The following is a 14,414-nucleotide window of genomic DNA, read 5'->3' as shown; positions in this document are numbered from 1 at the left end:
TGATAGATTAAAGAAACATGCGTCTCTCCTTGTTCGCCTGGTTGAAAAAAACGTTCGCCACCGCTCCGGCACGCATAGGCTGCATGTCGACCGCCATCGACATCTGCGACCTCGGGACGCTGCAATTCATTGCGGCCGCATTACTTGCTTCAAGTCTAAGGCTTGTCGCCGTGAAGATGACGTTCGAGGAAGGGCAAATTGTCCTGTCCCCAATAGATCTCGCCATCAAAGACATAGGTGGGAAAGCCGAAGACGCCGCTGTCGCGGGCATGCACGCGGTCCGCCGACCACTTGTTCTGGACATCGTCGTCGGCTTGTCGCCTGAGGAGTGCGGCGCCATCGAAACCTGCTGCTGTCACGATCGCCTCGCGCACATCTGGCTTGCCGATATCCTTCGCCTCGCTCCAGAAGGCGTGCTGCAGGGCGCGGGCAACGCCGATCCAATCCTGTCCATCGAGGTAAGCCGCAATAACGAAGAGGGACGCTGGCGTCGGATCACTCAAATCAGGGCGATGTTCGAGCCGCAGTTCCTTGCCGCGCACGCGCGCCCAGCGCTTGAGGTCCCGCGTCCAATAAGCGCGCCGGATCTCCGGGCGGTTGCGCGAAAAGATACCACCGTTTTCCTCGACCACCGTCGTCAGATAGGGCGTGATGACGACCTCGTTCTTCGCTGCAAGTTCGGCGAAGGCGTCGAAGCCGATGTAGGACCAGGGTGAGCCGATCGAAAAGAAATATTCTACTGATTTGGTCACTGATGCATGTTCCCTACGAGGTGGTTTGTTCTGGCGTCGAATGATCGACGGCATTTTTCAGGAAGCGGCCCGAATGTCGGATGGCGCTGTCCATCCGAGTTCCGGTGCGATCAGCGTCACGAAGTCGTGGAGAATCTGGCGATACTGCTCGTGCTCGAACTCGTAAGGAAGCTCCAGCCTCAACTCGCTCACCTCGGGCAGGATCGGATCGGCAAAAAGCTGCGCCAATATCTCGTCCGATGTGCCGACGACATCGCGGGCAAACAAGGTGCGCCGCTCGCCCTGCGGCGAAAGCGTCCGCTCACGGCGGCCATCGGCATAATCTCGGTATCGGCGGCGAGTTGCCGCATCGGCGCTGTCGAAAGGCACGATGACGCGGCCCAGCGCGACGCGGCGCTGCGTCTCGGCGGCGCGATAGGTTTCGATCAATCGCGATTGAGCGATGAAGAAATCATCGGTCCCCTCACCTGTGATCACATTGCCGGTCAACAGGTTGAAGCCATTGCGGCCGGCCCATTCGGCCGAGCGCTGCGACCCGCCGCCATACCAGATCCGGTCGATCAGGCCCTTGGCAGAAGGCTGCAGCCGCGGCCGCTGCGGGCCGAAGGGCGTCTTGATCAAGGTCTGCTCGTCGCCGAGGTAGCTGCCGCGCAGATTGTCGGCAAAGCGCCGCACGCGATCATGCGAGAAATCGTAACCCGTCCAGTCGCCGTCGAAGACAAGCGGAGCGATCAGCTCGGCGTGCAGCGGCCGGCCGGCGCTGACGCCGATGTTCAGCCGTCCGCGCGACAGAACATCAACGGTGGCGAGATCTTCGGCCAGCCGGTAAGGGCTCTCGTAACCGATCGGGATGACTGCGGTTCCAAGCTCGATCCGACTGGTTCGCTGCGTCGCCGCCGCCAGGAAGGCGCTCGCCGAAGAGATTCCAGGCTCCAGGTGCCGCTGCCGAACCCAGGCACTGTCGAAGCCCAGATCTTCGCCATATTGCAGCTGCTCAAGCGTCTGCTCCAATCCCGACAACGGATCGCCGTCGGGATAATTGCCGGGGGTGAGGAAGCCTATATGGCTAATGGATATGTTGCCCACTCGTGCCATCCGATGATCAGTATTTCGGCAGGCCGGGCGGGTTGGTCTCGGATGCCGGCAAGGCTTCCTCGGAAAGATGCCAGTGGTCGAGGATTTTTGCGTAGCTGCCATCCTTGATCAGGCTGTTGGTGGCGACAGTCAGCGCATCGGCCAGCCCGCTCCCCTTGCGGGTGGTGATCGCCACATCCGAGCGGTCCGGCCAGCCGGCGCTCAGCGTGCCGACGCGTTTGATGTTCTTGTCGCGCGCGGCGATGAAGACGAGCTGTGCATGCGGCTGGACGATGACATCGGCCCGGCCGGAACGCAGCGCGAGAAGGCTTGCCGCCTCGTCGTCGTAATATTGCAGCTCGATCGGCTTCAGGCCCGCGGCAACATCTTCCTCGCTCCACTTCACCAGGATGCGCTCCTGGTTGGTGCCGGCCCCGACAATGATCCTGAGGCCGGCCGCATCCTTGGGCTCCTTGATCGAGGTGACAGGACTGTCGGATTTCACGAAGAAGCCATGCAAGCCCTGGCGGTAGGTGGAGAAATCGAACTTTTCCTTGCGCTGCTCGGTGACGCCGACGTTCGAAATGACGGCATCATACTTGCCCGAGACGAGGCCAAGCGGCCAGTCGATCCAGGCGACGGGCACGATCTCCAGCGTCAGGCCGAGGCTGTCGGCGATGGCATAGGCATAATCGGGATCTGCCCCGACCACGGTCTTGGCGTCGGTGGCATAGGTGGCAAGCGGCGGACCGCCCGGGCTGACGGCGATGGTGAACTTGCCTGACGTGACGAACTTGAAATCCTTGGGGATTGCGGCAATCGCCGCATCGTTCTTGGCGGCGTGAAGCCGGCCCGGTTGTTCCGGGCTGAGGTCGAAATCCTCGGCTGCACGGGTTGCGCCGAAGGAAAGGGCCGACGCCACGGCGGCGATCAGCAGGATCCGGAATGCCGGAAGGGCAATCATCGTCTTCAATCTCCAAATTGTCAGGCAGGAATGGCCGGCAGCAATGCCGCCGGCCCAATAGTGATCGATCAGGAACCGCTCTTCGGCAGGCCCGGCGGGTTGGTCTGGGCCTTGTCGATCGCCTCAGGACCGAGGTTCCACGTATCGAGGATCTTCCGATAGGCGCCGCTGGCGATCAGGTCGTTGACGACATCGGTCAAGGGCGCTGCCAGGCCGCTGCCCTTGCGTGTGGTGACGGCAATTTCGGCCGTGATCGGCCAACCGCCGCTGACGGTGCCGACGAGCTTGGTCTTGCCGTTGATCCCCGCCGAATAGGCTTGCGTCGCGTTCACGCTGAAGACGGTGTCGGCCCTGCCGGACTGAACGGCCAGATCCTTGACTGCGTCGTCGTCATAATATTGCACCTCGATGGGCTTCAGGCCGGCGGCGACGTTCTGGCGGTCCCATTCCAGCAGGATCTTCTCCTGGTTGGTGCCGGCATCGGTGATGACCTTCAGGCCGGCAATATCCTTCGGCTGCTTGATCGCGGTGATCGGGCTGTCGGCCTTGACGTAGAAGCCAAGCTCGTCCTTGCGATAGGTCGAAAAGTCGAATTTCTGCTTGCGCTCTTCCGTGACGGTCACGTTGGAGATCACCGCGTCGAACTTTCCGGACGTCAGCCCCAACGGCCAATCGGCCCAGGCAACAGAAACCAATTCGAGCTTCAGGCCCAGGCTGTCGGCAATCGCCTGCGCCAGATCGACGTCATAACCGATGACCGTCTTGGAATCGGAGGCATAATCATGCAGCGGCAGATTGCCGCTCGAGCTGATGCCGACGGTGAAGACACCGTTTTCGGCGAACTTGAAGTCCTTGACTTCGGCAATGCGCTTCTCGTTCTTTTCCACCCGCAGCCGGTTCGGCTGCTCGGGGCTGAGATCGAACTTCTGCTGCGCCTGCGCGGAACCGAAACCGATCGCGGCAATGGTGATGGCTCCCGCTATCAGAAGCCTTGCCCTATCTGTAAATGTCATGCCCCTTCTCCATTTCATCTTTAGGTTGTTGTTGTTATTCAACCGGAGCAGCCCGCCGCGGCCCGGCATTTCGCCAGCGCTATCAGGCGCTAGAGAACCTTGGCGAGGAATTCCCGCGTGCGGGGATGTTCTGCTTCCGTGAAGATGCGGGCCGGCGGGCCGGCCTCCAGAATGCGGCCGCTTTCCATGAAGACGACGCTGTCGGCGACTTCGCGGGCAAAACCGACCTCATGGGTGACGATGACGAGCGTCGTGCCGGTGCGGGCAAGCTCCTTGATGACGTCGAGCACTTCGCCGACGAGCTCCGGGTCAAGCGCCGATGTCGGCTCGTCGAAGAGCAGTACCTTCGGGCGGAGCGCCAGTGCACGGGCGATCGCCACGCGCTGCTGCTGGCCGCCGGAAAGCTGGCGCGGATAGGCGCTGATCTTGTCGCTGAGGCCAATGCGTGCCAGCAGCTCCTGCGCCAGCTGCACCGCTTCCTCACGGCCGACGCCGCGAACCTGGATCGGTGCCTCGATGAGGTTTTCGAGCACGGTCAGATGCGGGAAGAGATTGAAGCTCTGGAAGACCATGCCGATATCGGCGCGGCGTTTGAGGATATCCTTCTCCTTGAGCTCGTAGAGCGTGTCGCCCTTCCTGCTGTAGCCGACAAAATCACCGTCGACGGAGATGAAGCCCTCATCGACACGCTCCAGATGGTTGATGGCGCGCAGAAGCGTCGACTTGCCCGAGCCGGACGGACCGAGGATGGCCGTCACGCTGCCGGCGGGAAGGCTTAGCTCGACATCATCGAGCACTTTCAGCGAGCCGAAGCTTTTGGAGATACCGTGGATGCGCACCGCGCCGCCTGCGGCCCGCAGCGTCGCCGCATCCTGGAAACCGATCTTGCGCACCGTGTCAGCCGCCGTTTCGAGGACAGGCAGCGGCCGGCGGAAACGCTCGAAAAATACCTGGAATGGCAACGGCGTCGGATTGCGCACGGCGCCTTTGGAAAAGTAGCGTTCGATATAGCGCTGAGCGATCGACAGCACCGTCATGATGATCAGATACCAGACGGTCGCGACCATCAGGAGCGGAATGACTTCGAGATTGCGGCGGTAGATCACCTGGACCGTATAGAAGAGCTCCGGCAGCGCCAGCACGTAGACCATGGAGGTGCTCTTCGCCAGTCCGATGAGTTCGTTAAAGCCGGTCGGCAGAATCGAGCGCATGGCCTGCGGCAGCACGATGCGGAAGGCCTGGCGGCGGCGCGGCAGGCCGAGTGCGGCGGCGGCCTCCAACTGTCCGTGATCCACCGAGAGAATACCGCCGCGCACGATCTCAGCGAAGAAGGCCGACTGGTTGAGCGTCAGGCCGAGAAAGGCAGCGGCAAAGGGCGTCAGCAACTGCACTGTGGGATAGTCCAGGAAGACGGTATCGGTGAAGGGAATGCCGATCTTGATCGTCTCATAGAGGTAGCCGAGATTGTTCAGGATCAGCAGCAACACGATGACCGGGATCGAGCGCAGCAGCCAGATATAGCCCCAGGAAAGGCCGGAGAGCAGCGGCGACTTGGAAACGCGGGCAAGCGCCAGAGCCGTTCCGAGGATGGAGCCGGATATGGCGGCAAGCACGGTCAAAAGCAGCGTCCTGCCGAGACCGACGAGCACTGGTTCGGCAAAGAACCATTCAGCAAAGACGCCCCAACCCCAGCGCGGATTGGTGAAAATGGAATAGAGCACGGCGATGATGACGAGGGCGGCAAAGATCGTGCCTGCAAGGCGGCCCGGATGACGCGCCGGCACGATGCGGTAACGGGAATAATCCTTCGATCCTGCCGTCCTGCTGCCGGGGTCGATGCCGGCGAAATCCGTCGTCAGTGCCATTGTGCTTCCCTTTTATGATTGTCGGTCTTTGCCGTTTTCAGAAATTTGCGCCGGCCACGCGCAGGCGCGGTTCGGCATCTTCGTGCGCAGGCTCAGCGAGATGGGTGATGTCCTTCTCGAAGGGCAGGCTCTTGTAGATCTCTGGATCGGCTGAGGTGTCGAAGAGAGCGGTGTAGCCGTAGTTCAGATAGAGGCCGACGGCTTCGGGCTGGCGAAAGCCGGTCGTCAGGTAGATGCGGCCATAGCCCTGGCGGGCGGCCTGGGCCTCCAGTTCCACCAGCACCTTGCGGGCAAGGCCCTGACGACGCAGATCGGAGCGCGTCCAGATGCGTTTGAACTCGGCCGTGCGTTCGTCATAATTCTTGAAAGCGCCGCCGCCGATGGTCTCGCCATCACGGACCAACAGGAGAAAATTGCCGTGAGGCGGCGCAAAGGCTTCAGGAGGATAGCGGTTGAGCTCGGCCGCAGCCCCTTCGGCATTGAAATAGTTGCCGTAGCGGCTGTCATATTCGTGGATCAATTCATCGATCAGCGGTTTGGCGCGCGGGTCGAGAGGGCTGGTATAGAGAAACGTATCGCTCATATCGTTCATCACCCGTTGTCATCAGTGAGGAAGGTTTCGGCGAGCCGCACCCAGTAACGGGCGGCGGGCGCGATAATCGCGTCGTTGAAATTATAGTGGGCGCTGTGGAGAGGAGCGCTGTCGCCATTCCCGACGAAGAGATAGCTGCCGGGATTTGCCTGCAGCATGAAGGCAAAATCCTCGCTCGCTGTCCTCGGCCGGAAATCCTTCTCGATCGCCGCGGGGCCGAGTGCGTCGTCGGCGACGTCGCGGGCAAAGGCCGTCTCCGCCGCATGGTTGATCAGCGCCGGAAAGCCGAGGCGGTAATTCACATCCGCCTCGGCGCCGAAGCTTTCGGCCTGGGCGCGGGCAAGTGCCGGAATGCGCTCTCGCAACAGCTGGCGGACCGTCTCGTTATAGGCCCGCATGGTCAGCTGCATCTCGACGCTTTCCGGGATGACGTTCGAGGCGGAGCCGGCATGGATCGAGCCGACGGTGACGACCGCCATCTCCTGCGGATCGACATTGCGCGAGACAACGCTCTGCAGCGCGGTGATGAAGGAGGCCGAAGCGAGCACCGGATCGACTGTCCGGTGCGGTTCGGCGCCATGGCCGCCCTTGCCGATGATCTTGATGATTGCCTTGTCGACCGAAGCCATGGCCGGGCCGGCGACGAAGCCGAATTGGCCCGTCGGCACACCCGGCCAATTGTGCAGCCCGAAGACCGCATCGACAGGAAAACGTTCGAACAGGCCTTCCGATATCATCTTGCGGGCGCCAGCGCCGATTTCCTCAGCGGGCTGGAAGATCAGCCGCAACGTGCCGCTGAAATTGCCGCTTTCGGCGAGATAACGCGCGGCGGCGAGCAGGATCGACGTATGTCCGTCATGGCCGCAGGCATGCATGACGCCGGGATTGCTGCTGGCATAGGCAAGACCGGTCGCCTCCTCGATCGGCAGGGCATCCATGTCGGCGCGGATGCCGATCCGCTTTTTGCCTTCGCCGCGCCTGAGGGTGGCGACGATGCCGGTTCCGGCAATGCCCGTCGCCACCTCATAGCCCCAGGAGGAAAGGCGGGATGCCACAAGCTTGCTGGTTCTGAGCTCCTGAAACGCAAGCTCCGGATATTGGTGCAGGTCGTGGCGAAGCGCGATGATCTCATCGAGATAGGCGGCGATACCCTTCTCGACCGGATCATTGCTGCTTGGGTTCTGAGCGATGATGTTCATGACGGTTCGTCGGCGCCTCAGGCGCCGACAGCCTTTCCGCGCTCGACCTGATCTGCCTCCGCCGCATACCGGCTTTCGCGGAAGGGCAGACCCAGATGGTCGCGCAGCGTCTCGCCCTTCAGGACCGGATCGAAATAGCTGCGCTCCGTGAGGATCGGCAGAACATATCTGGAGAAATCATCGAAGCCCTCGGCGATGACAGGGAAACCAAGGATAAAGCCGTCGGCAGCACCATGGTCCACCCAGCGGATGATTTCGTCGGCGATATGCTTGGCCGTGCCAATGAAGGCCGTGCGCGGCGTTGCTGAATCAAGCGCGACCTGGCGAAGCGTCAAGCCCTTGTCCCGCGCCGTCTTCTTGATGCGGTCGGTAGTGGCGCGGAAATTGTTCCTGCCGATATCGCCGAGTTCGGGGAACGGCTCGTCGAGCGGATAGACGCTGAAATCATGATGATCGAAGAAGCGGCCGAGATAGAGGAGTGCCTCCTCTGTCGTGACGAGGTTGCGTATCGCCTGATACTTGGCTTCCGCCTCTTCCTGCGTCGCTCCGACGATCGGTCCGATACCAGGATAGATACCTACCTCTGCGGCACTGCGGCCATGGGCGATCACGCTGTCTTTGAGCTGTCGGTAGAAGGCCTGCGCCTCCTCGAACGGCCCGCCATTGGTGAAGACCGCGTCGGCATGTTTGCCGGCGAGCCTGATGCCGGAGTCCGAGGCGCCCGCCTGGAAGACGACCGGTTGGCCCTGCTTGGAACGGCCGATATTGAGCGGCCCCTCGACACGGAAGAAGCGGCCCTTGTGGTTAAGGCGATGCATCTTTGTCTTGTCGACAAAGACGCCGGTCTCACGGTTGCGGACGAAGGCGTCGTCATCCCAGGAATCCCACAGGCCTTTGATCGCATCGATATAATCCTCGGCGATCTCGTAGCGCAGTTCGTGCTCGGGATGTTCGCGGCTGTAATTGCGGCCGGAACCCTCGAGCGGCGAGGTCACGGCATTCCACCCTGCCCTGCCGCCGCTGATGAGATCGATCGAGGCGAACTGGCGGGCGATGGTGAAGGGATCGCTGTAGGAGGTCGAAACCGTGCCGACGAGGCCGATTTTCGAGGTCGAGGCGGCGAGCGCCGAGAGAATGGCGATCGGCTCGAACCGATTGAGGAAATGCGGAATGGACTGCTCATTGATGTAGAGCCCGTCGGCAACGAAGGCGAAAGCGATGCCGGCCGCCTCAGCCTTGCGCGCCGTCTTGACGAAGAAGTCGAAATTGACGCTGGCATCGGCCGGTCCGCTTGGATGTTTCCACGCATTCATGTGACCGCCGGGACCCTGCAGCATGATGCCGAACGTGACGTGTTTTTGAGCCATGGGATCAATCCTCCTTGGAAACGGTCAGGCGACGAGGGAAAGCCGCTCCTTGGCGAGCAGCTCGAGGGAAGCCAGGCGCTCGGCAACCGAAAGCGCCGGCGTGTCCAGCACGAACTCCTTGACCCCATAGCGGCGGTGAAGTTCGTCCAGCTCCTTGCGGATCTGTTCCGCCGTGCCATGCAGCACGCTCGGCACCTTTTCCTCGATGCGGTAATCGGTGACGCCGGCCTGGCGGGCGAATTCGGCCGCCTGCTCCTCGCTGCCGACATTGACGGTCTGGCCGTTCGGCAGGAACACCTTGACGATGCGCAGCTTGCCGACGCGCTCGCGGGCATAGTCCTCGCTTTCGGCGGCGAAGGCCGCGAGCGCCAGGATCGGCCGCTTGCCGCCGGACGCCCGCTCATAGGCCTCGAAGGTCCTGCGCAGATTGTCGGGATCGCCATTCAGGTGACCGGCGAAAACAAGTTCCCAGCCCTTCTCGGCAGCGAGCTCAGCGCTTTCGACGCTGGCGCCGAGCAGGAAACGCTCGGGCGCAGTCGGCGGGAAAGGCGTCGCCTGCGCCCCGTCGTAATTCGGGTCGGCGGCGAGATAGATGTTGAGATCGGAAAGCTGGCTCGCGAAATCCGGCTTCCTGACCGGATCGACGGCAAGCTGCAGGGCGCGCGTCGAAAGCGGAAATCCGCCTGGCGCCTTGCCGACACCGAGATCAACGCGGCCGGGCGCAAGCGATGCCAGAAGATTGAAGGTTTCCGCAACCTTATACGCACTGTAGTGCTGCAGCATGACGCCGCCGGAGCCGATGCGGATCCTCGAGGTCCTGGCGAGAAGATAGGCGATCAGCGCCTCCGGTGCGGAGCTCGCCAGATTTGACATGTTATGGTGCTCGGCGACCCAGAAACGGTGAAAACCGAGTTCCTCGGCCCGAGCGGCAATCTTTACCGTCGCCCGCAGCGCATCTGCGGCCGTTAGACCCTGTTCGATCGGGCTTTTGTCGAGAAGACTGAGGAGGTAGGTCATGACACCACGATCCGATCCTTGGTTGCAAAGTTTAGTCTATAAAATCAGTAGACAAACTTCATTATAAGAAATGGCATTCTCTTTCGAACGCGTTGAGTGAAAAAAGCGGCCGCACCCAAGATGGAAAATCGGATGCCGGGAATGTGTGTCCCCGGCATCGAAAGGCTTCTTTCAATCGACCACTTGATGGTCTATATTCTGGTCGAAAGGGAGCAACCGCATGAAGCTGTCAGAACAGGTCAAGCCGATCAGCTATCTCAAGGCGCACGCGCCCGAGATCATCCGGACACTGAAGGATAACCCGCAGCCGGTCGTCATTACACTTCACGGAGAAGCGAAAGCCATCCTTCAGGACGTCGGCCAATACGAAGAAACACAGGAGACGCTGGCGCTCCTGAAGGTGCTAGCGCTCACCAACCGGCAGGTCGAGGAGGGCAAACTGCGCCCCGCTGCGGAATCCTTCGCGCGCATCCGCAAACGTCTGGCGGACAGCCAGTCCTGATGCCATATCGTGTTCTTTTCGCTGAGGACGCGGAACGCGACATCGAGGATCTCTATCGCTTCATCGCTAGCCGCGACGGCGCCGAGACGGCAGAGCGCATCCTGACGGAAATCGAGAGCGCATGCGCCGAGCTTGAAGAATTCCCCGCCCGCGGAAATATTCCGAAGGAGTTGGCGGGTATCGGAATTTCCGAATATCGGGAACTGCACCATAAGCCGTGGCGTATGATCTATCGGATCCTGGGCACGGATGTCGTCGTCTACTGCGTCGTAGACGGACGTCGCGACATGCAGAGTTTTCTCGAGCGAAGGCTTATCCGCGCTTAGCCATACGCTGCCCACACGAAGGTTGAACACTATCCAACTTTCCGCCCGGCCGGCGCATTTGCCCGCAGGAGCGCCATCAGCATCGGGCCGATCGCGAATTCGCCCTTTTCGCTTCGCCGCGTCAGGCCACGAAGATAACCACCGGCCGAATTGATGTGGCCGCCACGCTCCAGGATGCATGCCATCACGGTCGCGGCGTTCTCCGGACCCATCACATTGGCGGCCTCTTCGTAAGCCGACGGACTGACGCCCAGCATCGATCGAACGATGACGGCTGCGGCCATCAGATCGCGCCAGTTGCTGATTACGCCATCCGGCCCATAGGCAAGGATTTCCGGGCAGGCCTGCAGAACCAGGCCGAGTGGGAAGGATTTCAGTCCGCCACCATCATTGCGGACGTCCGGCCGTCGACTTTGCTCTTCCTCCTTCTTCTGCCCGTGCGGATAGGCTGCCTCACCCCTACCCTTCTCTGGCGCCACGGCCCCTCGGTCGTTGTCTGGCTCAGCTATCGCGCCCTGCTTCGTTTCGAAGCTTGGTTCAAGTTCAGATGTAGATTCGGGGTTTGAATTCTGTATGTGACGCTCGGTATAATCGGCATTGCCGCGCTGTTTTGTTGATTTAACCCGAATTTCCAGCTGGTTAAGAATATCCGCCCGCAGGGCCGTCAATTCATCCAGCAACAATTCAAGCTGCGCTGTCGTCGGCGATCGCGGCAGGCCTTCGATCAGGTCCCTGAATTCACGGTATGGGCCTTGCCAATCCCCAGGGATCTCCTCTTCAACGGCCGCTTCGATCAATTTTGCAATGTCACGGCGGCAAAGTGTGACGCGTTCACGCAGACGCTGGACATGCAGCCGCTCAGCCATCACCGCGGCCGCGAGTTGTTCGATCTCCTCGGCACGCGCAAGCAGCGGCGCCAGCGAGAAGCCAAACGCCTCGTCGACCTCCCCTGCCCTGTCCCTGCGGACGTAACGCTTGCCGTTGGGGCTATCCTTGCGCAACAGAAGACCTGCCTCGACGAGCGCGGCGAGATGACGCCGCACAGTCTGTTCGGCCATGCCATGCGTTCTGAGCGAAAGCTGGACATTCGACGGGAAGACGATCAAGCCGTTTCCCTGCGCTAGCTCATTCTTCGGATAAAAACTCAAAAGTGCGTTGAGCACGGCAAGCGCTCGATCGCCGATGCCGAGCAGCGGCTTTGCTTCGCACAGCGCGCGAAATAATTTCCACTTATCGACCGACTGATCCGGTTTGATCTCCCCGGCCATGACCTGGCTTGCGAGCATACCAAGCGTCATCGACCGCCGCCCGAAGGGCGTCGTCACACTTCCAGTTTCCATATCTTCCACCTCAACGAGGCAAAAAAAATTCGCTCACCAAAACGGCGCCAAAAACTCTTGACAGCGATTCTCGGAAGTGCGATTCTCGGAGGTGTTCAAGACTACGAGGAAAGCTTCCGTGACGGTGACGTTCGGGGGCTTTTTTCTTTTGCGCGTTATCTCCTATCCGAATTGTCAGCTGACAACCGGTCTAACTGCCTCATTTTCCCTCATTTTCCTCTTCGAACTCGGTGGCGAGGCTTGCCAACCGCCGAGCCAGGAATTCCGAAAACGCCACCGATTTGACGGTGATGCGAAAGGTTTTGCCGGAGCGGGCCACCAAAGCAAGTGGAGCGCCGCCTTGGGTCCGGAGCGTCTGCTCGGCCCGCTGCGGTGCGCTCTTCTCCTCCACCGCCTTCCAGGTGACGTCGAAGCGGCTGTTGGTCTCCAACATCCCGAAACCAGCGGCACTGATGGCGGTCTGCGCCTTTTTCTGCCCACCCGTCTCCCTGAATTTCTCGGCAAACGCCAACCAGCGCGGGCGTCCGACCTTGGGGGCCGGCCCGATGGCGAGAATGATCTCGGGATCGATCGTCTGAGCCACCTGCAGCAGCCTCGACGTTTCCGGCTTGTCTGTCGCCAGCGCCTTGGCAATCATGTCGCGGCTGAAGCCATGCTCATCCATGCGGCGTGCAAACAGCGCCCGCTCGATGAAACTCAAGTCGACACGCGGGCCGTTCTCCTGACCCTGTGCGAGGATCAGCTCTTCATCTGTGAGCTTTCGCACGACGGCCTTGACAGGTACCCCGATCTCCGCTGCCGCTCGCAGGCGCCTGTGGCCATAGGCGGCCTGGTAGTGCCCGGCCCTTACCGGGTCCGGCCGCACCAGGATCGGAACCTGCTGTCCGCTTTCCTGGATGGACTGCTTCAATCGCTCGAACTCGGCATCCTTGTCGACCGGGATACGGTCGCGGATGAAGGACATCTCAACGGCAGCCGGATCGATCTCCAGCACCTTGTCGCCGGAGGCCAACGATTCGCGCAGCGCCTTGGCGGCGGCTGCTTCCTCTCCCAGCCGCCCAAGCGACAGGTTCATCGCCTTGACCGCTCCCGATGGCCGGTGCGGCGGCTGCACGCTTGGCACCTCCAGCCGTGTCGGCTCGACTGCACCGACCATGCTCTTCAGGATGTCGCGTCCTTTTGGGCTCATGTCCTGCTCCATGCACTGCGAATGAGTTGCTCGACCTCGGCATTGACGCTGTCGACGGATTCCACCCCACGGTCATAGGTCTGGCGATGCATCGTCTCGCGTCCTGCCTCGTAGATTGTCTGCTTCGACAGGCCCGCATCCGAGACCGCTGTCGACTTGACCATCATCGATGTCAGCACGCGCTCGCCGAACAGACTGCGCAGGAAGGCGACGATCTGCGCCTGCGGTCCATCATTGGCCTCATAGCGGGTGATCAGATAGCGCATCCAGTCATAATCGAGGTTGCCGCCTGCCTGCTTGACCACGGCCAGCAGGTCGGAGGTCATCGTCAGGAACTGGTTCATCGACGCCACGTCGAGCATCTGCGGATGGACGGTGATGAGAACCGAGGTGGCGGCGCAGAGAGCAGACAGCGTCAGGAAGCCGAGGGTCGGCGGGCAATCGATGATGACGACATCGTAGCTCTGCTCCAGCGAATGCAGCGCATTGCCGACCCGCATGAAGAACATGTCCTTGTCGTCGCGGTTGGTGTCGGCAAGGGCCTTTGGAGTATCGTGTTCGAACTCGTGCAGTTCGAGATTGCCGGGAATGAGATCGAGCCCCGGAAAATAGGTCTGGCGGACGATGTCGGCTACGTCGCGTCGCGTTTCGTCATATTTGATGGCGCCGTAAAGCGTCTCGTTTTCGCCGACGTCGAATTCGGGCTGATATCCGAGCATCGCCGACATCGAGGCCTGCGGATCAAGGTCGACGGCGAGCACGCGGTAGCCGCGAAGAGCCAGGAACTGCGCCAGGTGGATTGATGTTGTCGTCTTGCCGGAGCCGCCTTTGAAATTGGTGACGGCGATCACCTGGAGATGGTCGCCCGGGCGGCGCATCGGCAGATAGGAGGGTTTGGTGCGCCCAAGATGGTGGCGCATAGCATGGATTTCTTCAAGCGAGAACACCCGTCGCCCGGTCGCCGTCTTTTCCGGGTTGATGCTTTCCACCTGGGCGGCGAGGTGGCGAACATAACTGTCGGTAACGCCGAGCAGCTTGGCAGTCTCGGTGCTGCTGAACCGCCGTAGCGATTTGCGGGCGTCGGGCGAAAACAACCGCTCGAACAGCACCTGCAATTGGCTGCTGAGCATCGTCGAGTCCTGCGCGATCGTTTCGTCGATCGAGACTCGACTCGCTCTCTTGGCTTTCTCAACAATCGCGGCCTTGGTCGGCAT

At 61.2% G+C, this 14,414-nt stretch carries 14 protein-coding genes; 2 read left to right on the top strand and 12 right to left on the bottom strand.

Translation table 11 applies throughout. The features are described 5' to 3' along the window. Positions 1-155: 155 nt before the first annotated feature. The 9 genes from RLCC275e_RS31635 to RLCC275e_RS31595 form a co-directional block, all read right to left on the bottom strand. A complete protein-coding gene (locus tag RLCC275e_RS31635; RefSeq protein WP_033184268.1) occupies positions 156-752 on the bottom strand; it encodes a 2-hydroxychromene-2-carboxylate isomerase in 597 nt (198 codons plus the stop codon). Between the two features lie 57 nt (positions 753-809). Beyond that, complete coding sequence (locus tag RLCC275e_RS31630; protein WP_033184269.1) at positions 810-1,847, bottom strand: LLM class flavin-dependent oxidoreductase; 1,038 nt, start codon at positions 1,845-1,847, stop codon at positions 810-812. Positions 1,848-1,854: 7 nt separating this feature from the next. Beyond that, the gene (locus RLCC275e_RS31625; RefSeq protein WP_033184270.1) at positions 1,855-2,790 is read right to left on the bottom strand and encodes an ABC transporter substrate-binding protein; all 936 of its coding nucleotides are present in this window, start codon (positions 2,788-2,790) and stop codon (positions 1,855-1,857) included. Between the two features lie 68 nt (positions 2,791-2,858). After that, positions 2,859-3,803 carry an ABC transporter substrate-binding protein gene (locus tag RLCC275e_RS31620; RefSeq protein ID WP_033184271.1) on the bottom strand — a complete coding sequence of 315 codons (945 nt, stop codon included), beginning with the start codon at positions 3,801-3,803 and terminating at the stop codon, positions 2,859-2,861. Between the two features lie 89 nt (positions 3,804-3,892). Next, a complete protein-coding gene (locus RLCC275e_RS34620; protein ID WP_082229861.1) occupies positions 3,893-5,668 on the bottom strand; it encodes an amino acid ABC transporter permease/ATP-binding protein in 1,776 nt (591 codons plus the stop codon). Between the two features lie 37 nt (positions 5,669-5,705). Continuing rightward, positions 5,706-6,263 carry a GNAT family N-acetyltransferase gene (locus RLCC275e_RS31610; RefSeq protein ID WP_033184272.1) on the bottom strand — a complete coding sequence of 186 codons (558 nt, stop codon included), beginning with the start codon at positions 6,261-6,263 and terminating at the stop codon, positions 5,706-5,708. Beyond that, positions 6,260-7,459 carry a M20 aminoacylase family protein gene (locus RLCC275e_RS31605; protein ID WP_033184273.1) on the bottom strand — a complete coding sequence of 400 codons (1,200 nt, stop codon included), beginning with the start codon at positions 7,457-7,459 and terminating at the stop codon, positions 6,260-6,262. The genes RLCC275e_RS31610 and RLCC275e_RS31605 overlap by 4 nt, the downstream gene beginning before the upstream one ends. Before the next feature lie 17 nt (positions 7,460-7,476). Beyond that, positions 7,477-8,826 carry an LLM class flavin-dependent oxidoreductase gene (locus RLCC275e_RS31600; protein WP_033184274.1) on the bottom strand — a complete coding sequence of 450 codons (1,350 nt, stop codon included), beginning with the start codon at positions 8,824-8,826 and terminating at the stop codon, positions 7,477-7,479. A 24-nt stretch (positions 8,827-8,850) separates the two neighbouring features. Then, positions 8,851-9,843: an LLM class flavin-dependent oxidoreductase gene (locus RLCC275e_RS31595; RefSeq protein WP_033184275.1), complete on the bottom strand. Its 993-nt coding sequence runs from the start codon at positions 9,841-9,843 to the stop codon at positions 8,851-8,853. 220 nt (positions 9,844-10,063) lie between these two features. Here RLCC275e_RS31595 and RLCC275e_RS31590 point away from each other — a divergent pair, with 220 nt between their 5' ends. Both RLCC275e_RS31590 and RLCC275e_RS31585 read left to right on the top strand, forming a co-directional pair. Further along, positions 10,064-10,345 (top strand): type II toxin-antitoxin system Phd/YefM family antitoxin, encoded by a 282-nt coding sequence (locus RLCC275e_RS31590; RefSeq protein WP_003591561.1) that lies wholly within the window; start codon positions 10,064-10,066, stop codon positions 10,343-10,345. Beyond that, positions 10,345-10,671: a type II toxin-antitoxin system RelE/ParE family toxin gene (locus RLCC275e_RS31585; RefSeq protein WP_027682968.1), complete on the top strand. Its 327-nt coding sequence runs from the start codon at positions 10,345-10,347 to the stop codon at positions 10,669-10,671. The genes RLCC275e_RS31590 and RLCC275e_RS31585 overlap by 1 nt, the downstream gene beginning before the upstream one ends. Positions 10,672-10,700: 29 nt before the next feature. Here RLCC275e_RS31585 and repC read toward each other — a convergent pair whose 3' ends face one another. The 3 genes from repC to repA all read right to left on the bottom strand — a co-directional run bounded on the left by repC (position 10,701) and on the right by repA (position 14,414). Beyond that, on the bottom strand, positions 10,701-12,011 hold the full coding sequence (repC, locus tag RLCC275e_RS31580; RefSeq protein WP_033184276.1) for a plasmid replication protein RepC: 1,311 nt from the start codon (positions 12,009-12,011) through the stop codon (positions 10,701-10,703). A gap of 199 nt (positions 12,012-12,210) precedes the next feature. Beyond that, a complete protein-coding gene (repB, locus tag RLCC275e_RS31575) occupies positions 12,211-13,200 on the bottom strand; it encodes a plasmid partitioning protein RepB (protein ID WP_033184277.1) in 990 nt (329 codons plus the stop codon). After that, complete coding sequence (gene repA / locus RLCC275e_RS31570) at positions 13,197-14,414, bottom strand: plasmid partitioning protein RepA (protein WP_033184278.1); 1,218 nt, start codon at positions 14,412-14,414, stop codon at positions 13,197-13,199. The genes repB and repA overlap by 4 nt, the downstream gene beginning before the upstream one ends.

Source organism: Rhizobium brockwellii, from assembly GCF_000769405.2.
Lineage (GTDB): Bacteria > Pseudomonadota > Alphaproteobacteria > Rhizobiales > Rhizobiaceae > Rhizobium > Rhizobium brockwellii.
This window is presented reverse-complemented; position numbering and strand designations above follow the sequence as displayed.